General features: G+C 33.2%; 21 protein-coding genes. 19 read left to right on the top strand and 2 right to left on the bottom strand.

Features of this window, described 5'->3' with window-relative positions; translation table 11 throughout:
* Positions 1-160: 160 nt before the first annotated feature.
* The 9 genes from DYE57_RS07780 (at position 161) to DYE57_RS07740 (ending at position 10,330) form a co-directional block, all read left to right on the top strand.
* On the top strand, positions 161-1,468 hold the full coding sequence (locus DYE57_RS07780; protein WP_115313538.1) for a uracil-xanthine permease family protein: 1,308 nt from the start codon (positions 161-163) through the stop codon (positions 1,466-1,468).
* A 26-nt stretch (positions 1,469-1,494) separates the two neighbouring features.
* Complete coding sequence (locus tag DYE57_RS07775; protein ID WP_115313537.1) at positions 1,495-2,376, top strand: aspartate carbamoyltransferase catalytic subunit; 882 nt, start codon at positions 1,495-1,497, stop codon at positions 2,374-2,376.
* Between the two features lie 18 nt (positions 2,377-2,394).
* On the top strand, positions 2,395-3,672 hold the full coding sequence (locus tag DYE57_RS07770) for a dihydroorotase (protein ID WP_115313536.1): 1,278 nt from the start codon (positions 2,395-2,397) through the stop codon (positions 3,670-3,672).
* Entirely contained in the window at positions 3,673-4,773 is a 1,101-nt protein-coding gene (locus DYE57_RS07765) for a carbamoyl phosphate synthase small subunit (RefSeq protein ID WP_115313535.1), read from the top strand. It begins immediately after the preceding gene.
* Positions 4,766-7,939 carry a carbamoyl-phosphate synthase large subunit gene (gene carB / locus DYE57_RS07760; RefSeq protein WP_115313534.1) on the top strand — a complete coding sequence of 1,058 codons (3,174 nt, stop codon included), beginning with the start codon at positions 4,766-4,768 and terminating at the stop codon, positions 7,937-7,939. The genes DYE57_RS07765 and carB overlap by 8 nt, the downstream gene beginning before the upstream one ends.
* A gap of 34 nt (positions 7,940-7,973) precedes the next feature.
* Positions 7,974-8,666 (top strand): orotidine-5'-phosphate decarboxylase, encoded by a 693-nt coding sequence (gene pyrF / locus DYE57_RS07755; RefSeq protein ID WP_115313533.1) that lies wholly within the window; start codon positions 7,974-7,976, stop codon positions 8,664-8,666.
* Positions 8,667-9,278, top strand: a complete 612-nt coding sequence (gene pyrE / locus DYE57_RS07750) for an orotate phosphoribosyltransferase (protein ID WP_115313532.1) — start codon at positions 8,667-8,669, stop codon at positions 9,276-9,278. It begins immediately after the preceding gene.
* Positions 9,279-9,304: 26 nt separating this feature from the next.
* The gene (locus DYE57_RS07745) at positions 9,305-9,520 is read left to right on the top strand and encodes a hypothetical protein (RefSeq protein WP_115313531.1); all 216 of its coding nucleotides are present in this window, start codon (positions 9,305-9,307) and stop codon (positions 9,518-9,520) included.
* Positions 9,521-9,982: 462 nt separating this feature from the next.
* Positions 9,983-10,330: a VOC family protein gene (locus DYE57_RS07740; RefSeq protein ID WP_232619772.1), complete on the top strand. Its 348-nt coding sequence runs from the start codon at positions 9,983-9,985 to the stop codon at positions 10,328-10,330.
* Positions 10,331-10,396: 66 nt separating this feature from the next.
* Here DYE57_RS07740 and DYE57_RS07735 read toward each other — a convergent pair whose 3' ends face one another.
* Positions 10,397-12,094 carry an Rqc2 family fibronectin-binding protein gene (locus DYE57_RS07735; RefSeq protein ID WP_115313530.1) on the bottom strand — a complete coding sequence of 566 codons (1,698 nt, stop codon included), beginning with the start codon at positions 12,092-12,094 and terminating at the stop codon, positions 10,397-10,399.
* A 293-nt stretch (positions 12,095-12,387) separates the two neighbouring features.
* Here DYE57_RS07735 and gmk point away from each other — a divergent pair, with 293 nt between their 5' ends.
* From gmk to priA, 4 genes are all read left to right on the top strand, one after another.
* Positions 12,388-13,011, top strand: coding sequence for a guanylate kinase (gene gmk, locus DYE57_RS07730; RefSeq protein WP_115313529.1), 624 nt, complete (start codon positions 12,388-12,390; stop codon positions 13,009-13,011).
* The gene (gene rpoZ / locus DYE57_RS07725; protein WP_115313528.1) at positions 13,011-13,223 is read left to right on the top strand and encodes a DNA-directed RNA polymerase subunit omega; all 213 of its coding nucleotides are present in this window, start codon (positions 13,011-13,013) and stop codon (positions 13,221-13,223) included. The genes gmk and rpoZ overlap by 1 nt, the downstream gene beginning before the upstream one ends.
* 279 nt (positions 13,224-13,502) lie before the next feature.
* Complete coding sequence (gene coaBC, locus DYE57_RS07720; protein WP_115313527.1) at positions 13,503-14,705, top strand: bifunctional phosphopantothenoylcysteine decarboxylase/phosphopantothenate--cysteine ligase CoaBC; 1,203 nt, start codon at positions 13,503-13,505, stop codon at positions 14,703-14,705.
* Complete coding sequence (priA, locus tag DYE57_RS07715; RefSeq protein ID WP_115313526.1) at positions 14,702-17,110, top strand: primosomal protein N'; 2,409 nt, start codon at positions 14,702-14,704, stop codon at positions 17,108-17,110. The genes coaBC and priA overlap by 4 nt, the downstream gene beginning before the upstream one ends.
* A gap of 364 nt (positions 17,111-17,474) precedes the next feature.
* On the opposite strand, the gene DYE57_RS07710 is transcribed toward priA, so the two are convergent.
* On the bottom strand, positions 17,475-17,678 hold the full coding sequence (locus tag DYE57_RS07710) for a TM2 domain-containing protein (protein ID WP_115313525.1): 204 nt from the start codon (positions 17,676-17,678) through the stop codon (positions 17,475-17,477).
* A gap of 213 nt (positions 17,679-17,891) precedes the next feature.
* On the opposite strand from DYE57_RS07710, the gene DYE57_RS07705 reads away from it, so the two are divergent.
* Genes DYE57_RS07705 through pknB form a run of 6 tightly spaced genes read left to right on the top strand, consistent with a single transcriptional unit; the run spans position 17,892 to position 24,447 of the window.
* Complete coding sequence (locus tag DYE57_RS07705; protein ID WP_115313524.1) at positions 17,892-18,380, top strand: peptide deformylase; 489 nt, start codon at positions 17,892-17,894, stop codon at positions 18,378-18,380.
* Positions 18,373-19,305, top strand: a complete 933-nt coding sequence (fmt, locus tag DYE57_RS07700; protein WP_115314133.1) for a methionyl-tRNA formyltransferase — start codon at positions 18,373-18,375, stop codon at positions 19,303-19,305. Before DYE57_RS07705 ends, fmt begins: the two co-directional genes overlap by 8 nt.
* Positions 19,302-20,609, top strand: a complete 1,308-nt coding sequence (gene rsmB, locus DYE57_RS07695; protein ID WP_115313523.1) for a 16S rRNA (cytosine(967)-C(5))-methyltransferase RsmB — start codon at positions 19,302-19,304, stop codon at positions 20,607-20,609. The genes fmt and rsmB overlap by 4 nt, the downstream gene beginning before the upstream one ends.
* A 2-nt stretch (positions 20,610-20,611) precedes the next feature.
* A complete protein-coding gene (gene rlmN / locus DYE57_RS07690) occupies positions 20,612-21,706 on the top strand; it encodes a dual-specificity RNA methyltransferase RlmN (protein ID WP_115314132.1) in 1,095 nt (364 codons plus the stop codon).
* A 6-nt stretch (positions 21,707-21,712) separates the two neighbouring features.
* Complete coding sequence (locus DYE57_RS07685; RefSeq protein WP_115313522.1) at positions 21,713-22,456, top strand: Stp1/IreP family PP2C-type Ser/Thr phosphatase; 744 nt, start codon at positions 21,713-21,715, stop codon at positions 22,454-22,456.
* Positions 22,453-24,447, top strand: coding sequence for a Stk1 family PASTA domain-containing Ser/Thr kinase (gene pknB, locus DYE57_RS07680; RefSeq protein WP_115313521.1), 1,995 nt, complete (start codon positions 22,453-22,455; stop codon positions 24,445-24,447). Before DYE57_RS07685 ends, pknB begins: the two co-directional genes overlap by 4 nt.
* Positions 24,448-24,578 lie beyond the last annotated feature (131 nt).

Raw genomic sequence — 24,578 nt, 5'->3', positions numbered from 1 at the left:
GTATCACGTTAATCTGATTAAACAGGCCTTAATTTAATTCTTCATTAGAAATGTAATTGATAAAGTTCAACTGACAATTGCACTTGACAACATTTCATTTTAGTCTCTTTACATTCGCTGATGTAAAGAGATTTTTTTACGAAAGGAAATGAATATCAACATGGAAAATGAACAGATGTTTGAGCGTACCGTTAAACCGGTGCTGGATGTAAAAGAAAAACCAAAACCAGCTCAATGGGCTTTCTTGAGTTTGCAACACTTATTTGCAATGTTTGGTTCGACTGTACTTGTACCCTTTTTAACGCATTTACCAATATCAGCTGCATTACTTGCATCGGGTATAGGAACACTCTTATACATATTAATCACGAGAGCAAAAATCCCTGCTTATCTTGGATCAAGCTTTGCCTTTATTACACCAATTATTACAGGTTTAAGCACGCATAGTCTTGGTGACATGTTAGTCGCTTTATTTATGAGTGGTTTAATGTATGTAATTATAGGGCTATTCATTAAATTAAGAGGTATTAATTGGTTAATGAATCTCTTACCACCTGTCGTAGTAGGGCCGGTCATTATGGTTATTGGTTTAAGCTTAGCATCAACTGCTGTCAATATGGCAATGTTTGAAAATTCAGCAGACATGAAAGGTTACAACTTAAGCTACTTAGTCGTGGCATTAATTACGTTAGCTGTGACAATTATTGTACAAGGATTCTTTAAAGGCTTTTTATCTCTTATCCCTGTACTTATAGGTATTATTGTCGGTTATATCGTGTCAATATTTATGGGCATTGTAAAATTTGCACCTATTGCTCAAGCAAAATGGTTAGATTTTCCGCATATTTATTTACCATTTAAAGGTTACACTCCGTCCTCTCACTTAGGACTCGTACTTGTTATGATCCCTGTTGTCTTCGTTACAGTAAGTGAACACATCGGTCATCAAATGGTAATCAATAAAATTGTGGGACGTAATTTTTTTAAGGATCCTGGCTTAGATAAATCAATTATCGGAGACGGTGTATCGACTATGTTTGCAAGTATTATTGGAGGACCGCCAAGTACAACGTACGGTGAAAACATTGGTGTACTCGCAATCACTAAAATATACAGTATTTATGTGATAGGTGGGGCCGCAGTTATTGCGATTATTCTTGCATTCATTGGTAAGTTTACTGCGCTGATTTCTTCGATACCTACACCAGTCATGGGCGGTGTTTCAATATTACTTTTCGGAATTATCGCTGCAAGTGGGTTAAGAATGTTAGTTGAAAGTAACGTTGATTTCTCAAGTAATCGTAACTTAGTCATTGCATCAGTCGTACTCGTCGTAGGTATTGGTAATTTACTCATCAACTTAAAGGGTATTGGAATCAATTTACAAATTGAAGGTATGGCACTATCAGCACTTTCTGGAATAATTTTAAATTTAATTTTGCCAAAAGATAAAAAACAAGAAAATTAAGGTTTATTTCTATAGGAGGGCGCTTTATGAAACATTTATTATCAATGGAACATTTGTCTACAAAAGAAATTTACGATTTAATTACTACTGCAAGTGAATATAAATCTGGTAAACGTGAATTACCGCAATTTAGCACTAAATATGTATCGAATTTATTTTTCGAGAATTCTACAAGAACAAAATGTAGCTTCGAAGTCGCTGAACAAAAATTAGGACTTAATCTTGTTAACTTTGAAACAAGCACTTCTTCTGTTCAAAAAGGTGAATCATTATATGACACTTGTAAAACGTTAGAAAGTGTAGGCGCTGACTTATTAGTTATCCGACATCCTCAAATTGCTTACTATAAAGAATTGGATCATTTAAATATACCAATAGCAAATGCTGGGGACGGAAGCGGTCAGCATCCAACACAAAGTTTACTAGATATTATGACTATTTATGAAGAATATGGTTCTTTCAAAAATTTGAATGTTTTAATTTGTGGGGATATTAAAAATTCACGTGTTGCAAGAAGTAATTATCAAAGTTTAACAGCATTAGGTGCAAATGTAATGTTCTCAAGTCCTAAAGAATGGGTAGATGATACATTAGAGGCGCCTTACGTAAATATCGACGACGTTATCAACCAAGTTGATATTGTTATGTTGTTAAGAGTTCAACACGAAAGACATAGTATTGCAGGTGAAGCAAACTTTGCTGCAGAAGAATATCATCAACAATATGGGTTAACTCAAGCAAGATATGATAAATTAAAAGAGGAAGCTATTGTTATGCATCCTGCCCCAGTTAATCGAGACGTTGAAATTAAGAGTGAGTTAGTAGAAGCTCCAAAATCTCGTATTTTTAAACAAATGGAAAATGGTATGTATTTAAGAATGGCTGTTGTAAGTGCGCTTTTACAATAGGAAGGGGTTAATTTTAATATGAAATTGATTAAAAACGGAAAAATCTTAAAAAATGGTATTTTAAAAGATACTGAAATCTTAATTGATGGTAAACGCATCAAACAGATTAGTAGTAAAATTAATGCTTCATCTTCAAATATTGAAGTTATCGATGCTAAAGGTAACTTGATAGCGCCTGGATTTGTAGATGTTCATGTACATTTACGTGAACCCGGTGGAGAACATAAAGAAACGATTGAAACTGGAACAAAAGCGGCAGCAAGAGGCGGTTTTACAACAGTATGCCCAATGCCTAATACAAGACCAGTACCAGATTCAGTAAAGCATATAAGACAATTAAGAGAACGTATTTCTGAAACTGCGCAAGTACGTGTGTTACCTTATGCCGCTATTACAAAAAGACAAGCTGGTAAAGAACTTGTAGATTTTGAAGAATTAGCACTAGAAGGAGTATTTGCTTTCACAGATGATGGTGTAGGTGTTCAAACTGCAAGTATGATGTATGCTGCTATGAAGCAAGCAGCTCGTGTTAAAAAACCTGTCGTTGCTCACTGTGAAGACAACAGTCTTATTTATGGAGGTGCAATGCACAAAGGTAAACGTAGTGAAGAATTAGGTATTCCAGGAATTCCAAAGATTGCTGAGTCTGTCCAAATAGCAAGAGATGTGCTATTAGCAGAAGAAACAGGGTGTCATTATCACGTATGCCACGTTTCAACTAAAGAAAGCGTTCGCGTAATCAGAGATGCTAAGAAAGCAGGCATTCATATAACTGCAGAGGTGACTCCACACCATTTATTATTAACTGAAAATGATGTGCCAGGTGATGACGCAAATTATAAAATGAATCCACCATTAAGAAGTAAAGAAGATAGAGAAGCACTATTAGAGGGTTTATTAGATGGCACAATTGATTGTATCGCTACAGACCATGCACCACATGCAAAAGAAGAAAAAGATCAACCAATGACTAAAGCACCATTCGGTATTGTAGGAAGTGAAACAGCTTTCCCATTACTTTACACACACTTTGTAAGAAAAGGTAATTGGTCATTACCACAATTAGTTGATTATTTCACAATTAAACCTGCAACTATTTTCAACTTAAATTATGGTAAGTTACACAAAGATAGTTACGCAGATTTAACAATTATTGATTTAAATACTGAAAAAGAAATCAAGAGTGAAGATTTCTTATCTAAAGCAGATAATACACCATTTATTGGTGAAAAAGTTTACGGTAATCCAACGTTAACTATGCTTAAAGGTGAAGTAGTATTCGAGGAGGAAAAGTAGATGCTTAAAAAACGTTATCTTGTTCTAGAAGATGGCTCTTATTATGAAGGATATCGCTTAGGTTCTGATGATTTAACTATTGGCGAAATTGTATTTAATACTGCAATGACAGGATATCAGGAAACGATTTCTGATCCGTCATATACAGGACAAATTATTACTTTTACGTATCCATTAATTGGAAATTATGGAATTAATCGTGATGATTTCGAATCATTAACTCCCCGATTAAATGGTGTTGTAGTTAAAGAAGCGAGTACACACCCAAGTAATTTTAGACAACAAAAGACATTACACGATGTGCTTGTTCAATACCATATTCCAAGTATTTCTGGCGTAGATACAAGAAGTATTACTCGTAAAATTAGAAAGCATGGTGTCCTAAGAGCTGGCTTTACAGATAACAAAGATAACATTAATGCGCTTGTTGAACAGTTGAAAACTGTTAAATTACCTAGAGATGAAGTTCAAACAGTTTCAACCAAAACATCTTACGTGTCAACAGGTTCGGATTTAAGTGTCGTTTTGCTCGACTTTGGTAAAAAACAAAATATTGTACGTGAACTAAATTTACGTGGTTGTAATGTTACAGTTGTACCTTATAATATATCTGCTGAAGAAATTTTAAGCATGTCACCAGATGGTGTCATGCTATCAAATGGCCCTGGTGACCCAGATGAAGTTGAAGTAGCAATTGATACGATTAAAGGAATTATTGGTAAGATACCATTCTTTGGTATCTGCCTTGGTCATCAGCTTTTTGCGTTATCTCAAGGAGCAACTTCATTTAAAATGAAATTTGGACATCGTGGTGCAAACCATCCTGTTAAAGACTTAAGAACAGGTAAGGTAGATATCACAAGTCAAAATCACGGTTATTCTATAAATCGTGATTCACTTAAAAATACCGATTTAGAAGTGACTCACATTGCGTTAAATGATGGCACGGTTGAAGGGCTGAGACACAAAGAATTACCTGCGTTTTCAGTACAATATCACCCAGAAGCAAGACCGGGTCCGAGTGATTCAAATTATTTATTTGATGAGTTCATAACAATGATGAATGAATTCAAAGAAAAGGAGCGTCAATTCAATGCCTAAACGTAATGATATTCAAACAATTTTAGTAGTAGGGTCTGGACCAATTATTATTGGTCAAGCTGCAGAATTTGACTATGCAGGTACTCAAGCTTGTCTTGCACTTAAAGAAGAAGGCTACAGAGTGATTCTAGTGAATTCTAATCCTGCAACAATTATGACAGATAAAGAAATTGCAGATAAAGTATACATAGAACCTTTAACACAAGATTTTATAGCTCGAATTATTAGAAAAGAACAACCGGATGCATTATTACCAACATTAGGTGGTCAAACTGGTTTAAATATGGCAATTCAACTTCATGATTGCTGTGTCTTAGAAGCAAATAATGTCAAACTTTTAGGTACAGAACTTGAATCTATTCAACAAGCTGAAGACCGTGAAATGTTTAGAACGTTGATGAATGATTTAAATGTGCCAGTTCCTGAAAGTGACATTGTTAACACTGTCGAACAAGCATTTGAATTTAAAGAACAAGTTGGATATCCATTAATTGTACGTCCTGCATTCACAATGGGTGGAACAGGTGGAGGCATTTGTTACAACGATGCTGAATTAAAGGAAGTAGTAAGTAATGGCTTACATTATAGTCCAGCTACACAATGCTTAATTGAAAAATCTATTGCGGGTTACAAAGAAATTGAATATGAAGTGATGCGCGATAAAAATGATAATGCAATTGTAGTTTGTAATATGGAGAATATTGATCCGGTTGGTATACATACAGGTGACTCAATTGTTGTGGCACCTAGTCAAACTTTATCTGATGTTGAATATCAAATGTTACGTGATGTGTCATTGAAGGTTATACGTGCTTTAGGTATTGAAGGTGGATGTAATGTTCAGCTAGCACTAGATCCACATTCTTTGAATTATTATATCATTGAAGTGAATCCACGTGTGTCACGTTCTTCTGCTTTAGCTTCAAAAGCAACAGGTTATCCCATCGCTAAATTGGCAGCTAAAATTGCGGTTGGTTTAACATTAGATGAAATGCTTAATCCAATTACAGGTACATCTTATGCTGCTTTTGAACCAACGTTAGATTATGTAATTTCTAAAATACCTCGTTTCCCATTCGATAAATTTGAAAAGGGTGAACGTGAACTTGGTACACAAATGAAAGCTACTGGTGAAGTTATGGCGATTGGTCGTACTTATGAAGAGTCTCTTCTTAAAGCAATTCGTTCTCTTGAATATGGTGTGCATCATCTTGGCTTGCTTAATGGAGAAAGCTTTGATTTAGATTATATTAAAGAACGTATTAGCCATCAAGATGATGAACGACTCTTCTTTATCGGTGAGGCAATAAGTAGAGGCACGACCCTAGAAGAAATTCATCAAATGACTAAAATTGATTATTTCTTCTTAAATAAATTCCAAAATATTATTAACATTGAACATGAACTTAAGGAACACCAAGGAGATTTAGAATATCTTAAATATGCTAAAGATTATGGCTTTAGTGACAAAATTATTGCTCATCGATGGGGCATGGAAGAAAAAGACGTGTATCAAATTCGTTTAGACAATGATATTAAACCAGTTTATAAAATGGTAGATACATGTGCAGCTGAGTTTGAATCAACAACTCCTTATTACTATGGTACGTATGAATATGAAAATGAGTCTAGCGTTACAGATAAGAAAAAAATATTAGTACTTGGTTCAGGACCTATACGTATTGGTCAAGGTGTTGAATTTGATTATGCAACTGTGCATGCAGTATGGGCAATTCAAGAAGCTGGATACGAAGCAATTATTGTCAATAACAATCCTGAAACTGTTTCAACTGACTTTTCGATTTCAGATAAATTATACTTTGAACCACTTACTGAAGAGGATGTAATGAACATTATCAATCTAGAACAACCAAAAGGGGTAGTTGTGCAATTTGGTGGTCAAACAGCTATTAACCTAGCAGATAAATTAGCGCAACATGGAGTGGAAATTCTAGGAACATCTCTTGAAAATTTAAATCGTGCTGAAGATAGAAAGGAGTTTGAAGCTTTATTACGTAAAATTGAAGTTCCTCAACCACAAGGAAAAACAGCAACCTCTCCAACTGAAGCACTTGAAAATGCACGAAAAATTGGTTATCCAGTAGTTGTTCGTCCTTCATACGTTCTAGGTGGACGTGCTATTGAAATTGTTGATAATGATCAAGAACTGGAAAATTATATGACACAAGCTGTTAAAGAGAGTCCAGAACACCCAGTACTCGTAGATCGTTATTTAACAGGTAAAGAAATTGAAGTAGATGCCATTTCTGATGGGAAAACGGTTATTATTCCTGGAATAATGGAACATATCGAACGTGCAGGCGTACATAGTGGAGATTCAATTGTAGTTTATCCACCTCAAACAATAACGCAAGAAGAAATTGATACTCTTGAAGATTACACGATGAAGTTAGCTAAAGGTTTAAATATCATTGGACTAATCAACATCCAATTTGTTATTGCGCATGATGGCGTGTATGTACTTGAAGTCAATCCACGTTCTAGTCGCACCGTGCCATTCTTAAGTAAAATTACTAATATTCAAATGGCACAATTAGCAATGCGTACGATTATGGGTGAAAAGCTTTCAGATTTAGGTTATCAACAAGGTATACAACCTTATTCTAAAGGTGTCTTTGTAAAAGCACCTGTATTTAGCTTTAATAAATTGAAAAATGTGGACATTACACTTGGACCAGAGATGAAATCTACCGGAGAAGTGATGGGTAAAGATCTCACGCTTGAAAAAGCATTATTCAAAGGACTTACTGGAAGTGGTGTAGAAGTTAAAGATCATGGTACAGTTCTAATAACTGTAAGTGATAAAGATAAAGATGAAATTGTTAAGATAGCCCATCGCCTAAATGAAGTAGGTTATAAAATTTTAGCTACTCAAGGTACAGCAGAAAAACTTCATGTAAATGGTATCCCAGTACAAGTTGTAGGTAAAATCGGTGGGGAAGACGATCTATTAACTCGAATTCAAAATGGTGAAGTTCAAATCGTTATTAATACTATGACTAAAGGTAAAGAAATTGAGCGAGATGGTTTCCAAATTCGTCGTACTACAGTAGAAAATGGTGTGCCATGCTTAACCTCATTAGATACTTCAAATGCCTTAACGAATGTAATTGAAAGTATGACATTCACTATGAGAAATATGTAATCGCTAAGTATTGAAGTTTAAAGGAGCTACAAGAATGAGAAATCTACCAATCATTGCATTAGATTTTAAATCCAAAGAAGAACTTAACACGTTTTTAGATCAATTTAATGAACCACTATGCGTTAAAATTGGTATGGAATTGTTTTATCAAACAGGGCCAGCATTAATTAAATCAATTAAAGACAGAGGTCATGATATCTTCTTAGATTTAAAATTACACGATATTCCAAACACTGTAAGTAAGGCCATGGAAGGTCTTGCACGTTTGGACGTCGATATTGTTAATGTCCATGCTGCTGGTGGTACTAAAATGATGGAAGAGGCAAAAAAAGGTTTAAGAAAATATAATGCTAATACTAAAATCATAGCAGTAACTCAATTAACTTCTACTACTGAGAAGCAACTACATGAAGAACAAAATATTCAAACAACAATGCAAGAAGCTGTACTTAACTACGCACGTTTAACAAAGAAAGCAGGATTAGATGGCGTTGTTTGTTCACCTCTTGAAGCTAAAATGATTACTGATGAATTAGGAACTGACTTTATGAAAGTAACACCAGGTATTAGACCGAAAGGTGTTGCTCAAAATGATCAGCAACGTATTACAACGCCTGAAGATGCTAAATCATTGGGATCAACACATATTGTTGTAGGTCGTCCAATTACTCAAGGTGATCATCCAGTAGAAAGCTATCAAAATATTAAAGAAAGTTGGTTAGGTTAAATGGCTAAAGATATTGCAAAAGCGTTATTAGATATAGAAGCAGTTTCACTATCTCCTACTGATTTATTCACATGGAGTTCAGGAATTAAATCACCTATTTATTGTGATAATCGTGTGACTTTAGGCTATCCTAAAGTGAGAAGTGCAATCAGAGATGGCTTGATACGTATCATTAATGAAAATTTTTCAAATGTTGAGATTGTCTCAGGCACTGCAACAGCTGGAATTCCCCATGCGGCTTATATTTCTGAAAAATTGGAATTACCTATGAATTATATACGTTCAAAAAGCAAAAATCATGGTAAACAGAACCAAATTGAAGGTGCTAAAAGTACTGGTAAAAATATAGTAGTTATTGAAGATCTTATTTCTACTGGAGGTTCTTCTGTAACTGCTGTTGAAGCTCTAAAAGAAGCTGGAGCAAATGTATTAGGTGTTGTAGCGATCTTTACGTATGGTTTATCAAAAGCTGCTCAAACTTTTGAAGAAGCGAACATTCCATTTTATACATTAAGTAACTATAACGAATTAGTTGAAGTTGCTAAAGAAGAAGGGAAAATATCTGAAAAAGATATTCAAACTTTAGTTGATTGGAGAGACAACTTGTCATAAGATAAGATTCGTAAGGGGGAAAACAAATGACAAAGAAAAATGAAAATAATCGTCTTTATGCCATTATGAAACATTGTAATGAATTTTTGAATCGACAAGATGATTATAGAGCCCCAGAATTGAAAGAATTTATGGATAAAAGTGTACCAGATTTTTCGCAAATGATGGATGATGCCTTTACGCACTCTACTGACATATTCAAACGTGCGAAGGAAAGTTTGCGTAGAAAAGGACAATTATAATTTATCAAAAAATATCAAAAGCAATTTTGAATTAAGATATAAAAGCCATTCAATGTCACAATACTCATTGAATGGCTTTTAATTATAGTTTTTTATTCTTAACCATGAAGAATTAAAATTAACGAATAAACATTTTAGTCATTAGCCAACCAATAAGTATTACGACTAGCAGAATTAATATTGGTACACCATAATGTATAAGCATAAAAACGCCTCCCAATGTTCAGTAATTATTATAAAAAGTTAAAGTACTAAGTTTTACATGAAGATAATAATTCTAATTAAAGAAATATTAAAAGTGTTTATTACTTTATTCTACAACGAAATCATTATCATGTTAAAATATTAAACGACATCAATGATTTGGTAAAGTAATGAAAATGGATAAATAAGGGGAGATACATAGTGGAAATACCTAAAATTACAACATTTTTAATGTTTAATGATTAAGCTGAAGAAGCGATTCATTTATATACAAGTTTGTTTGAAGATAGTCAAATCTTAGCGATGGTAAAATATGATGAGAATGGACCGGGAACACCTGGTTCAGTTCAGCATTCTATTTTTACATTAAATGGGCAGGTGTTTATGGCAATTGATGTTAATGGTGATGAAGAGTTACCAATGAATTCTGCAATGTCACTTTATGTAACCGTTAAAAACAGTTTAGAAATGGAACGTTTGTTTAACGGGCTTAAAAAAGAAGGAGCCATACTTATGCCTAAAACTGAAATGCCCCACTTTAGAGAATTTGCTTGGGTTCAAGATAAATTTGGAGTGAGTTTCCAACTCGCGTTACCAGAGAAATAAGTGATTGAATAAAAATCCGACCAATACGTTAAAAGATTGGTCGGATTTACTATCATGTATGATAGATTAAGATTCTTTCATTTGTTGAATCTTATCGTAATCAGGTGTTACATATAATGTTTTTTGGTTATCATAAGTAACAAAACCTGGTTTTGCTCCAGAAGGTTTATGTACATGTCTGATTTCTGTATAATCGACTGGAATTTGTCCAGAATTACCCGCTTTCGAGAAATAGCCTGCTACCATTGCCGCTTCTTTAATTGCCTTGTCGCTAGGGCTATGATTTAAAATGACAACGTGAGATCCTGGAATATCTTTTGTATGAAACCAAATATGATTTTTATGTGCCTTTTTATTAGTTAAATAATCATTTTGTTTGTTATTTTTACCCACAAGTATAGTGTCGCCATCTGATGATTGATAGGTTTGCAATTGAATTTGAGAGTGCTTCTTTTTCTTATTCGCTTTACGTTGTTTCATAAATCCTTGTTCAGCAAGTTCTTCACGAATGTCATCAATATCATTAACGGTAATATGATTTAGTTGTTGCTCTATGTTATCAAAGTAATCAATATTTTCTTTGGTAAGCTTTATTTGATGATTGAGTTCGTGCTCACGTGTTTTCATACGATTATATTGTTTATAGTAATATTGTGCATTGACTGAATGAGATTTTGTAGGATTTAAAGGAATAGTTATTTCTTTACCTGTGTAGTAATTTAACGCAGTTAATGATTCATCTCCTTGCTTAATACGATAGATATTAGCTGTGATTAATTCACCATATAATTGTTGCGTTTCTTTATCTTTTGCGCTTTCATATTCATCAATAAGCTTGTTAAGTTTATTTTGTTGTTTTTGTAACTGTTGTTGAACAAACTTCACTAAATCATTCGCTCTTTGTTTGACGCGTTCACGCTCTCCACGTGCATCATAATAGCGATCTAATAAGTCGTTAAGAGAATCATACTCCACCACATCATCATAAAACTGCTTTAGTTTCATAAAATAAAAATCTTCTTTACCTGTATCGTGATTTTTATGAAAAACAGGTGTAGGTACTGCAGTTGTTTCTACCATTACTTCATCAAATGCTTCAGGTAGCGTTTCTTGAGTCATAAATTGGCGTCGACTCACAATTTCATTTGCAATTAAGGGACTAAATCCTTCAAATGTATTTAGTAATTGTTTAGCAATTTTACCTGAGTTGAAATCTATATATTTTAAAACGTCTTTACCGCTTAACGCATATGGGTTTAATTTATTTTGACTAGGTGGAGCTTCATATTGAAAACCAGGCATAACTGTTCGATAGTGATTGGTATTAGGCGTAAGGTGTTTGAAGCCTTCTATAATTTTTCGGTTGTTATCGACGAGTATAAGATTACTATGTTTACCCATAATTTCTAATATAATCGTTCTATTCATTGTATCGCCGATTTCATCTTTACTTTGAATGTCAATTTCAACACGTCTATCATTGCCAACTTGACTAATACTCTTTATAAAGCCACCTTCTAGATGTTTACGAAAAACACGCGCAAGCATAGGAGGATTAAACGGATTATCATATTTTTTGTTCGTAAGTTGTAAACGAGAAAAACTGGGATGTATGGATAAAAGTAATTGATGATTTTTACGATTTTGTCTAACTATGATAATGATTGTGTCATTTTCTGGTTGATTAATCTTATGAATTCGACCAGAGACTAAATCTTGAAGCGATTCAATCATTTTTTTAGTAAATAAGCCATCATAAGCCATAATTATCTGCCACCTTAAAATGCTTCATTCATCATATTGTAACATGTGCAAAGTGTCAGGTCATAATGAAAGTTTATTAGGAAGATATTGTTATTGCTGTTAATAAACTCAATACCTCCTTTGAAAAATGATTTTTTTAAACTTCAAAAATTATTATGTCCCTCATCATCTAAATTTGGGCGGTACGTTGATTGATATTTCAATGTTTAAGAGAAAGTACGTCTATACATATATGAGTCCAATATGATATTATATTTAAATAATAGAAGAATAGCTTAGAGAGGTCGTAAGGCATGGATAATGAAAAAGGACTGTTAATTGTTCTTTCAGGCCCTTCAGGTGTTGGAAAGGGAACTGTTAGAAAGAGTATTTTTGAAGACCCAACTACTTCATACAAGTACTCTATATCAATGACGACACGTAATATGCGTGAAGGTGAAGTTGATGGTGTAGATTACTTTTTCAAGACGAAAGAGGAATTTGAGGCGTTAATCAAAGACGACCAATTTATTGAATATGCTCAATATGTAGGAAATTATTACGGCACACCCGTTCAATATGTTAAAGATACAATGGATCAAGGGTATGATGTATTTTTAGAAATTGAAGTTGAAGGTGCTAAGCAAGTGAGAAAGAAATTTCCAGATGCTTTATTTATTTTCCTAGCTCCACCAAGTCTCGATGATTTAAGAGAACGTTTGGTCGGTAGAGGTACAGAATCAGATGACAAGATTCAAAGTCGAGTAAATGAAGCTCGTAAAGAAGTGGAAATGATGAACTTATATGACTACGTTGTAGTTAACGATGAAGTTGAACTTGCAAAGAATCGAGTTCAGTCTATAGTTGAAGCTGAACATTTAAAAAGAGAACGTATCGAAGCTAAATATAGAAGAATGTTACTGGAGGTCAAAAAATAATGTTAAATCCACCATTAAATCAACTAACTGCTAAAATTAATTCAAAATATCTTATTGCTACAACAGCAGCTAAAAGAGCACGTGAATTAGATGAAAAAGGTGAAACAGCACTTTTAAATCAATATCATTCAGCTAAACCAGTAGGTCAAGCACTTGAAGAAATTGCTGATGGTAAAATTAAACCAGTCGTACCTGAAGAATATTTAGGTTAAGACTTCATATTAAATTGACACACCTTAAGTTTAGGTGTGTTTTTTTAATTTAACTATAAATTTGTGTATAATGAACTTAAATTAGAAGTTGTTTGGTGAGGTTTAAATTTATTTTAAATACTCATCTTTTTTAATCAATTAGACGTCAATAATTGTTTAAAGTACTCATCTTTATTTAGTTTACGTTTTTATAACAAATATAAAGTTTTACCATTTATAAATTAAATTTATTAGAATATAATAGACATGTCGATAAAGTAACAAGGGAGAATATAAACTATGAAACATATTTTATTAGCTGTAACTGGTGGAATAGCTGCATATAAAGCAATCGATTTAACAAGTAAATTAACACAATTGGGATATGATGTGAGAGTCATGCTCTCGGATCATGCACAAGAATTTGTAACTCCACTAGCATTTCAAGCTATTAGTAAAAATCCCGTTTACACAGGTACGTTCAAAGAAAAAACACCACAAGACATTCAACATATATCTTTAGGTGATTGGGCGGATGCTATTATTGTTGCACCAGCAACTGCTAATATGATTGCGAAACTAAGTGTAGGTATAGCTGATGATTTGATTACGTCAACGTTACTTGCGACAACAACAACGAAATTTGTAGCACCAGCTATGAATGTAAACATGTATGATAATCCACGTACACAAAATAATATCAAAATCTTAAAGCAAGACGGTTATCAATTCATAGAACCAGGTGATGGTTATTTAGTTTGTGGTTATATGGCTAAAGGGCGTATGGAAGAACCACTTCAAATAGTGTCAATGATTAATCAATTTTTTGTTAATGAAAAAGAAATATCATCAAGTTCATTTTTAGGAAAGAAAGCGTTAGTAACGGCAGGACCAACAGTTGAAGTGATTGACCCAGTGCGTTATGTTTCGAATCGTTCCTCAGGTAAAATGGGTTTTGCAATTGCTGAAGCATTACGAGATAAAGGTGCTAAAGTGACTTTAGTGAGTGGACCCACACAATTAAAAGCCCCTGATGGTATTGAAGTTGTTCATGTGCAAAGTGCTGAAGATATGTTTCAAGCAGTAAAGTGTCGATATATTGAACAAGATATAGTTATAAAGGCAGCAGCAGTATCAGACTATACGCCATCTGAAGTATTAGAACATAAAATAAAAAAACAAGATGGAGATTTATCAGTAAAATTTAAACGTACTCAAGACATATTAAAATATTTAGGTGACAATAAAAAACATCAATATCTTGTAGGTTTTGCAGCTGAAACACAAAATATAGAACAATATGCACAAGATAAATTGGAACGTAAAAATGCAGACGTTATTATTTCTAATAATGTAGGTGATCAATCAATAGGTTTTAATTCAGATGATAATGAACTCATGATGCATTTTAAAGATAAACAAACAGTCAAGATTAAAAAAGGTAAAAAAGTAGCGTTAGCGCGACAAATAATAGAAGAATTAGAAACTAGGTGGCAACAATGATTGCAAAAGTAATTGTTGATATTCCATCAAAGAGTGTAGATTTTAAATTCGATTATATAGTTCCAACGCATTTGGAACACGTGATTCAGATAGGCGTCCGTGTTATTGTTCCATTCGGATCGCGTACTATTCAAGGCTATGTCATGAATATCCAAGAAGCACCTGATGGGAATGTCGAAATATCTAAACTAAAAGCAATTAAAGAAGTACAAGATATTCAACCTGAATTAACGCCTGAATTGATCAAATTAAGTGAATGGATGAGTCATTTTCACGTGACAAAGCGTATTTCTGTCTTGGAAGCCATGTTACCGAGGGCGATAAAAGCTAAATATACTAAGGCATTTAAGCTGATAAAAGCGAATGATATTGCGGACTCAGTTTTAGCCAAATTTAATAAAGATGGTTATTATTTTTACAAAGATGTACAACACAATAATGACTTAGAAAAAATGATGACACTGTTGAGGGAGGGTCTCATTCGAGAAGAGACATTATTGTCTCAAAGCACAAAAAAGAAAACACAAAGAGCAGTGGCTATTTTGGAAGAGTTAAATAATGATAAAGTGCTTGCTCGATTAGAGAAATACACTAAACAATATGATTTATATGCTTTTTTAATGGAAGAAGCACACCGTACAGTTTTTTTAAAAGAAATTGAAGAAATGGGTCTTTCACGATCTAGTTTAGATGCTCTAATCAAAAAGGGATATGTCGAAAAATATGACGCTGAAGTCGAACGTGATCCATTCGCAAATCGTATTTTTGAACAAGAAAAGAAGAGAGAGTTAACTGATGATCAACAACGCGCTTTTACAGCTATTAAACACCATATCAATAGTGATGAAGAGAGAACATTTTTATTGCATGGCGTGACAGGATCAGGTAAAACGGAAGTCTATTTACAAACCATAGAAGAAGTCCTCAATAAAGGTAAGGAAGCAATGATGTTAGTACCTGAAATTGCTTTAACACCACAAATGGTTTTAAGGTTTAAACGTCGTTTTGGAGATGATGTAGCTGTACTTCATTCCGGTTTATCAAAGGGTGAAAGATATGATGAATGGCAAAAAATTAGAGACGGTCGTGCAAGAGTCAGTATTGGTGCACGTTCAAGTATCTTCGCGCCGTTTAAGCATTTAGGAATTATTATAATTGATGAAGAGCATGAATCTACATATAAACAAGAAGATTATCCTAGATATCATGCAAGAGATATTGCGCAATGGAGAAGTAGATATCATAAATGTCCTGTTGTGTTAGGTAGTGCGACACCAAGTCTAGAATCTTATGCGAGAGCAGAAAAAAATGTCTATGAATTATTGACGCTACCTCATAGAGTTAATCATCAAGCTTTACCACACATAGATATTGTTGATATGCGTAATGAATTAAGGAAGGGAAATAGGTCAATGTTTTCAACAACGTTGAGAGAAGCGATTCAGGAACGTATAGATAAACAAGAACAAATTGTTCTATTTTTAAATAGACGAGGATATGCTTCATTTACGTTATGTAGAGATTGTGGATATGTACCTCAATGTCCGAACTGCGATATTTCGTTGACGTATCACAAAACAACAGATCAATTGAAATGTCACTATTGCGGTTATCAGGAAACTCCGCCAAACAAATGTCCGAGCTGCGAAAATGACCACATTCGACAGGTCGGTACTGGTACGCAACGTGTTGAAGAATTATTACAACAAGAGTTTCCTACTTTACGGATTATACGTATGGACGTTGATACTACCTCTAGAAAAGGAGCACATGAAAAGTTATTAAACGATTTTGAAGCGGGTAAAGGGGATATTTTATTGGGAACTCAAATGATTGCTAAAGGTCTTGATTACCCCAACATTACTCTGGTAGGAGTATTAAACGCAGATACGATGTTAAACTTGCCAGATTTTCGAGCAAGTGAGAGAACGTATCAACTGTTAACTCAAGTATCTGGACGTGCTGGGCGTCATGAAAAAGAAGGACAAGTGATTATTCAAACATATAATCCTGATCACTATGCGATTGAAGATGTTAAACTGAATGATTATTTTACTTTTTATCAAAAGGAAATGAATTATCGTAAATTAGGAAAATATCCACCTTATTATTTCTTAATCAATTTTACGATTTCTCATCAAAATATGAAAAAGGTAATGGAAGCATCTAAGCATATTCATCAAATTTTATTACAACATTTAAGTGACAAAGTGTTAGTTTTAGGGCCTTCTCCTGCTGCATTATCTCGTATTAATAATGAATATCGCTTTCAAATTTTAATTAAATACAAAAGTGAACCCCAGTTACATAACGCACTCAAATATTTAGATGATTATTATCGTGATAAATATGTTAAAGAAAAATTAGCATTAAAAATTGATATTAATCCTCAAATGATGATGTGATGTAAGTAATATAAACAGGTTAGGACATAAACCTCAAAATAACAGCACTAAGATGGTTTAATTATTTAATCATCTTAGTGCTTTCTTTATATTTAAAACCCTCGCAAAAATATGGTGTCTATATATATAATTTTATATTAAAATACTTAAAAAATAAGGCACTTTCGTATAATTTAATAAACATTACTAAATTAACGAGGTGCCTTATGCATAAAAATTATAAAAAGATTTAACTTACGCTACTAATGGAAAGTTCAGTTCAAATTCCATGAAATGATATATCGCAGCATAAACTATTTTAAAATCTTTTTAATGATAAACAAGATAATTAATTAAACTCACTTGTATTTCTTTGATATTAACATTACATTCTAACGTTACCATTTTCATCAGCAGGTTTGAACAATGTCAATACTGCACTAATGATAGCTAAAACATGAGGTATTGCCGTCCAACAGAATAAAATATGCATCAATCCTTGGAAAGGTTTATCAGCATAAAATTTATGAATCCCAAAGCTACCAAGAAATACTGCTAATAAAATATAAATTACTTTATTTACTTCCATTTTATCGACCTCCAATCATAATACTAAAAGCTATATAACTGTTATTATTTAATATTTTATAATTTTTAAAGTTAAAATCAATTGATTCACTCTATAACAAATATATTTCAGTCTAAAGTAGTAGTATATAATAACGTTTCTTTTTTCAAAGGTCGCAATTTCAATGCAATTAAGTTATAATGATATGATGAATTTTAAAGAGGAGCCAATGAGATGACTACACAGAAATTAGTTAAATCGACTCATCCTATGTTGAAAAAAGAAATTCTACCTGTAAGTGCCTTCGATGAAAATTTAAGAACGTTATTACAAGATTTGGAAGATACACTTTATGAGGAAGAAGCTGTTGCAATTAGTGCCCCTCAAATTGGAATGAATCAGCGTGTAGCACTAATTGATATGGAATATGAAGGATTGTTGCAGTTGATTAATTCAGTTATTTTAAATCAATCTCACGAGACGGTGACTGAATTGGAGGGCTCTATTAGTTTGCCGAACGTTTTTGGTGAAGTGGAGCGTAGTAACATGATTGTTGTTCAAAGTTATGACGTTAACGGGTATCAAGTCGAATTAACAGCTTATGATGATGTTGCACGTATGATTCAACATATGGTAGATCATCTCAATGGTATTCTTTTTACTGATAAATCAATCCGTATATTAAACGAAACAGAAGTGGAGGCGTATTTTGACAATGAGTAAAATAATTTTTATGGGGACACCTGATTTTTCAACTAAAGTATTAGAAATGTTAATTGCTGAACATGATGTGATTGCTGTTGTCACTCAACCCGATCGACCAGTAGGACGAAAGAAAATTTTGACACCACCTCCAGTTAAAAAAGTGGCCGTTGAACATGAAATTCCTGTTTACCAACCTGAGAAATTAAACAACTCATCAGAACTTGAAGAACTGTTATCTTTAGATGCCGATATCATTGTTACAGCTGCGTTTGGTCAGTTACTTCCGGAATCATTGTTAAAGGCACCAAGATTAGGCGCAATTAATGTACACGCATCCTTACTTCCAAAATATCGTGGTGGAGCGCCAATTCACCAAGCAATTATTGATGGTGAAAAAGAAACAGGCATTACCATTATGTATATGGTGAAAAAATTAGATGCCGGCAATATTATATCTCAAAAAGCCATCCGTATTGACGATAGTGATAGTGTAGGGACTATGCATGATAAATTAAGCTTTTTAGGTGCAGAATTACTAAAAGATACGCTTCCATGCATTATAGCTGGTACTAACGATAGTATTCCACAAGACGACACAAAAGCAACTTTTGCTTCGAATATTTCTCGTGAAGATGAAAGAATCGATTGGCAACAAAGTGCACAAGCGATTCATAATCATATACGTGGTTTATCACCATGGCCAGTAGCATATACAACGATGGATGATAAAAATCTTAAGTTATTTGATGCACACATCGTCACAGATAAAAAAGCTAAACCTGGAGTTATAATAGAGACTACCAAAAAAGAATTAATTATCGGAACAGGCTCAAATGATGCGATTGCACTGACAGAAATTCAATTTGCTGGTAAAAAACGAATGCAAGTCGTAAATTATTTAAGTGGTGTTCAAGATACGTTAGTTGGGAAACAATTAGTATGAATAAATCTGTAAGAATGTACGCATTTGAAACAATACAAGAAATTTTAAATGAAGGCGCGTATAGTAATCTGAAAATGAATGAAGTACTATCTTCAAATAAAATTAATTCAGTAGATAGAAGTTTATATACAGAACTTGTATACGGAACGATTAAAAGAAAATATGCTTTAGATTATATGTTAAAACCTTTTGTTAAAACTAAAATTAAAGGATGGGTACGTCAGTTACTATGGATGAGTCTATATCAATTTATGTATTTAGACAAAGTTCCTAATCATGCCATTATTAATGAAGCAGTTGATATCGCTAAAAATCGTGGTAGTCATCATAATGGAAATATTGTTAATGGCATTTTACGTACCGTCATGCGTAGTGAGTTACCTCGCTTTAGTGATATAAGTGATGATAAAAAGAGAATTGCTATACAGTATAGTTTACCTAAATGGATTGTTGACCATTGGGCAACTCACTACGGAATTGAAACAACCGAGTCTATTGCTCAATCATTTTTAGAACCAGTAAATATGACAGTAAGAGCAAATATTTCTCGTGGTTCAATCGACTCAACAATACAACGATTGGAAGACGAAGGTTATGATGTTAAAAAAGATAGTATTTTACCATTTTGTCTTTACATTTCTGGTTTGCCTATCATTAATTCCATAGCATTTAAAGATGGATATGTTTCAATTCAAGATAAGAGTTCCATGATGGTTGCTCATATTATGAATTTAGGACGAGATGATAAAGTATTAGATGCATGTAGTGCACCTGGTGGAAAAGCATGTCATATGTCAGAAATATTATCACCTGAAGGATACGTCGATGCAACAGATATTTATGATCATAAGATTAAACTTATTCAACATAATATAAATAAGTTGAAACTTAATAATATTCATGCTTTTAAACATGATGCAACCGTTTCATATAACACGATGTATGATAAAATTCTTGTTGATGCACCGTGTAGTGGTCTAGGAGTGCTTAGACATAAACCAGAAATTAAATATAGTCAGTCACATAAAAGTATCTTGGCTCTTGTTGAATTGCAACTTCAAATATTGGAGAATATTAAACATAATGTGAAACCTGGTGGTACAATCGTATACTCAACATGTACTATAGAACAAATGGAAAACGAAAATGTCATTTATACTTTTTTAAAGCAAAATAAAGATTTCGAGTTTGAGCCATTCCAACACCCTGTTACTGGTGAACGAGTTAAAATATTACAAATACTGCCTCAAGATTTTAACTCTGATGGATTCTTTATAACCAAAATAAAAAGAAAGGACAGTTAATGATGATCACTGCAGAAAAGAAGAAGAGAAATAAGTTCCTGCCTAATTTTGATAAACAATCTATCTATTCATTGAGATACGATGAAATGCAACAATGGTTAATTGATCATGGTCAACAAAAATTTAGAGCTAAACAAGTTTTTGAATGGCTATATCAAAAGAGGGTGAATAGCATTGATGAAATGACAAATTTATCAAAAGATTTGCGACAAGTTCTAAATGATAACTTTGCTATGACGACATTGACAACTGTTGTTAAACAAGAAAGTAAAGATGGCACTATCAAATTTTTATTTGAGTTACAAGATGGTTATACAATTGAAACTGTTCTAATGAGACATGAGTATGGAAATTCGGTCTGTGTTACTACTCAAGTAGGTTGCAGAATTGGTTGTACTTTCTGTGCCTCTACTTTAGGTGGACTTAAACGTAATTTAGAAGCAGGCGAAATCGTTTCACAAGTATCAACAGTTCAAAAAGCTTTAGATGAAACTGATGAGCGTGTATCACAAATTGTTATTATGGGTATTGGCGAACCATTTGAAAATTATGATGAGATGATGGATTTCTTAAGAATCGTCAATGATGATAATAGTTTAAACATTGGTGCTCGTCATATTACTGTATCTACATCAGGTATCATTCCAAGAATATACGATTTTGCGGAAGAAGATATACAAATTAATTTTGCTGTGAGTCTTCATGGTGCTAAGGATGAAATTCGTTCTAGACTTATGCCAATCAATCGAGCTTATAATGTTGAAAAGTTAATGGAAGCGATTCGTTACTATCAAGAAAAAACGAATCGTCGTGTGACTTTTGAATATGGGTTGTTTGGTGGCGTAAATGATCAGCTTGAACATGCGAGAGACTTAACACACTTGATTAAAGGACTTAACTGTCATGTCAATTTAATACCAGTTAACCATGTTCCAGAGCGTAATTATGTAAAAACACCTAAAGATGATATCTTTAAATTTGAAAAAGAATTAAAGAGATTAGGAATCAATGCTACAATTAGACGTGAGCAAGGTTCAGATATTGATGCAGCCTGTGGTCAATTAAGAGCGAAGGAACGACAAGTAGAAACGAGGTAAGGACATATGTTAAACGCACAATTTTTTACTGATACTGGACAACATCGAGAGAAGAACGAAGATGCTGGTGGTATTTTTTACAACCAAACACAGCAACAAATGTTAGTATTATGTGATGGCATGGGTGGGCATAAAGCTGGGGAAATAGCCAGTCAATTTGTCACTTACGAGCTTCAAAAGCGTTTTGAAGATGAAAACCTTATTGAAATAGATCGTGCAGAATCATGGTTGCGTTCAAACATTAAAGATATCAATTTTCAATTGTATAACTATGCTCAAGAAAACAATGAATATCGAGGTATGGGGACAACACTTGTATGTGCAATCATTTTTGATAAAGAAATTGTCGTTGCAAATGTTGGTGATTCTCGTTCCTATGTCATAAATCAAAGAAGAATGGACCAAATTACAAGTGATCATTCATTTGTTAATCATTTGGTTATGACAGGTCAAATAACAAAAGAAGAAGCGTTTAATCATCCACAACGTAATATTATTACTAAAGTCATAGGAACAGATAAACGGGTATCTCCAGATTTATTTATTAAAAAAACGCAATTCTATGACTTTTTACTACTCAATTCTGATGGCCTCACAGACTATGTACGAGACTATGAGATACAAGAAGTATTAAACGAAGAAGCTTCTCTTGATGATCATGGCGAGAAGTTACTAAGTTTAGCAATGGCACATGATTCAAAAGATAATGTCAGCTTTATCCTTTCTTCTTTAGAAGGTGGTAAAGTATGATAGGCAAGACAATTAATGAACGTTATGAGGTTATTGATAAGCTTGGTGGCGGTGGAATGAGTATTGTATACCTAGCTGAAGATACAATACTTAATCGTAAAGTAGCTATCAAAGCAATTTCAATTCCTCTACGTGAAAAAGAAGAAACCTTAAAACGCTTTGAAAGAGAAGTACATAATTCGTCACAACTTTCGCATGATAATATAGTGAGTATGGTTGATGTAGATGAGGAAGATGATTGTTTCTATCTTGTAATGGAATACATAGAAGGTCCTACTTTAGCCGAGTATATCGAAAATCATGGTCCTCTTAGTGTGGAAACAGCGATACAATTTACTGAACAAATTCTAAGTGGTATCAAACATGCACATGACATGAGAATTGTGCATCGCGATATTAAACCTCAAAATATTCTTATAGATAAGAATAAAACATTGAAAATTTTTGATTTTGGTATTGCTAAAGCTTTAAGTGAAACGTCATTAACGCAAACAAACCATGTACTTGGTACTGTACAATATTTATCTCCAGAACAGGCTAAAGGTGAAATGACTGACGAAAGTACAGACATTTATTCTATTGGAATTGTATTATATGAAATGCTTGTAGGTGAACCACCATTTAATGGAGAAACTGCAGTTAGTATTGCTATTAAACATATTCAAGATTCAATTCCAAATATTACCACCGAGAAAAGAGAAGAAGTACCACAATCATTAAGTAACGTAATTTTACGAGCCACAGAAAAAGATAAAACTCATCGTTATCATACTGTGCAAGAAATGAGAGATGATTTAGCTAGTGCGTTGCATGAAAATCGTGTCAATGAAGATAAGTATGAATTGGATAAAACGAAAACAGTTCCTTTAACTAGGGAAGAATTAAATCAAACCATGCATGATCATAAAGGTCATAGCAATCTTAATAAGACAATGCAAATACCTATCGTCAATGAACCATTACAGCAACAAAAATTTCAGTCTTCTGAATCACGTTATTACCAAAATGGTTCGAAAAAGCCTTCGAAAATGAAAGTGATTATTTTATCAATTGTTTTTATATTATTATTAATAGCTCTTATTTCATTTGTAGCAATGGGTTTATTTGGAAATAAATATGAAGAGATTCCGGATATTTCAGGTAAATCGGAAAAGCAAGCAGAACAAGTATTAAAAAGTCATCACCTCAAGTTAGGGGATATTTCAAGAAGTTACAGTGATAAATATCCTGAAAATCAAGTAATCAAATCTGATCCAAAGAGTGGAGAACGTGTTGAGCAAGGTGATACAGTTGATATAGTTCTTTCGAAAGGACCAGAAAAGGTTAAAATGCTAAATCTTGTAGGTATGACAAAGGATGAAGCTTTAAAGAAATTAAAAGATTTAGGATTCAAAGATATCGATGTTGAACAGGCTTATAGTAATTCTTTCGAAAAAGGATTAATTTCTGAACAAAATGTTACCGCTAATAGTGAAGTTGCTTTAAACGACCACCATATTAAAATTTACGAATCATTAGGAATTCGCCAAGTTTATGTAAGTAATTATGAAAATAAGTCCTATGAAACTGCAAAAAAAGAATTAGAAGCAAAAGGATTTAAAGTACAAGCTACTAAAGAAAATAACGATGATGTAAAAAAAGGTAATGTTATCATGCAATCACCAAAAAATAAATCAGTTGATGAAGGATCAACCATCTCATTAACTGTTTCAAAAGGTAAACCAGGAGATAGCGAAGATGACAAAGATGTAACAACTAAAACTGAGACGGTTAAAGTGCCATATACAGGCAGTAAAGGTAAGAGTCAAACTGTAGAAGTATTTATACGTGATGAAGATAACAGTGGTGATTCCCCAGCTCAAACTTATAAGATTAAAAAGGATAAGACGATTAGTATTCCTTTAAAAATCGATAAAGGAAAAAGTGCTGGTTACACGGTTAGAGTTGATGATAAAATTGTCGCAGATAAAGATGTAAACTATGATGATTAATTGAATAAACAAGATACCCCTATGTTTGATTATGGCTAAGATACGAACATAGGGGATTTTATTTCAAAAAGACAAAGAGTAATTATTTATCATTGAATTTCTTTTTTACAGAGATATTCGAAGATAAATTA

The organism is Staphylococcus saccharolyticus, from assembly GCF_900458815.1.
Classification (GTDB): Bacteria; Bacillota; Bacilli; order Staphylococcales; family Staphylococcaceae; genus Staphylococcus; species Staphylococcus saccharolyticus.
Note: the sequence above shows the minus strand (reverse complement) of the source record. Positions and strands in the feature narration are given on the sequence as shown.

Bases quoted from the DNA above. Each gene is read 5' to 3' on its own strand.
- DYE57_RS07780 (WP_115313538.1), top strand. From the start codon at position 161: ATGGAAAATGAACAGATGTTTGAGCGTACCGTTAAACCGGTGCTGGAT.
- DYE57_RS07775 (WP_115313537.1), top strand. From the start codon at position 1,495: ATGAAACATTTATTATCAATGGAACATTTGTCTACAAAAGAAATTTAC.
- DYE57_RS07770 (WP_115313536.1), top strand. From the start codon at position 2,395: ATGAAATTGATTAAAAACGGAAAAATCTTAAAAAATGGTATTTTAAAA.
- DYE57_RS07765 (WP_115313535.1), top strand. From the start codon at position 3,673: ATGCTTAAAAAACGTTATCTTGTTCTAGAAGATGGCTCTTATTATGAA.
- carB (WP_115313534.1), top strand. From the start codon at position 4,766: ATGCCTAAACGTAATGATATTCAAACAATTTTAGTAGTAGGGTCTGGA.
- pyrF (WP_115313533.1), top strand. From the start codon at position 7,974: ATGAGAAATCTACCAATCATTGCATTAGATTTTAAATCCAAAGAAGAA.
- pyrE (WP_115313532.1), top strand. From the start codon at position 8,667: ATGGCTAAAGATATTGCAAAAGCGTTATTAGATATAGAAGCAGTTTCA.
- DYE57_RS07745 (WP_115313531.1), top strand. From the start codon at position 9,305: ATGACAAAGAAAAATGAAAATAATCGTCTTTATGCCATTATGAAACAT.
- DYE57_RS07735 (WP_115313530.1), bottom strand. From the start codon at position 12,094: ATGGCTTATGATGGCTTATTTACTAAAAAAATGATTGAATCGCTTCAA.
- gmk (WP_115313529.1), top strand. From the start codon at position 12,388: ATGGATAATGAAAAAGGACTGTTAATTGTTCTTTCAGGCCCTTCAGGT.
- rpoZ (WP_115313528.1), top strand. From the start codon at position 13,011: ATGTTAAATCCACCATTAAATCAACTAACTGCTAAAATTAATTCAAAA.
- coaBC (WP_115313527.1), top strand. From the start codon at position 13,503: ATGAAACATATTTTATTAGCTGTAACTGGTGGAATAGCTGCATATAAA.
- priA (WP_115313526.1), top strand. From the start codon at position 14,702: ATGATTGCAAAAGTAATTGTTGATATTCCATCAAAGAGTGTAGATTTT.
- DYE57_RS07710 (WP_115313525.1), bottom strand. From the start codon at position 17,678: ATGGAAGTAAATAAAGTAATTTATATTTTATTAGCAGTATTTCTTGGT.
- DYE57_RS07705 (WP_115313524.1), top strand. From the start codon at position 17,892: ATGACTACACAGAAATTAGTTAAATCGACTCATCCTATGTTGAAAAAA.
- fmt (WP_115314133.1), top strand. From the start codon at position 18,373: ATGAGTAAAATAATTTTTATGGGGACACCTGATTTTTCAACTAAAGTA.
- rsmB (WP_115313523.1), top strand. From the start codon at position 19,302: ATGAATAAATCTGTAAGAATGTACGCATTTGAAACAATACAAGAAATT.
- rlmN (WP_115314132.1), top strand. From the start codon at position 20,612: ATGATCACTGCAGAAAAGAAGAAGAGAAATAAGTTCCTGCCTAATTTT.
- DYE57_RS07685 (WP_115313522.1), top strand. From the start codon at position 21,713: ATGTTAAACGCACAATTTTTTACTGATACTGGACAACATCGAGAGAAG.
- pknB (WP_115313521.1), top strand. From the start codon at position 22,453: ATGATAGGCAAGACAATTAATGAACGTTATGAGGTTATTGATAAGCTT.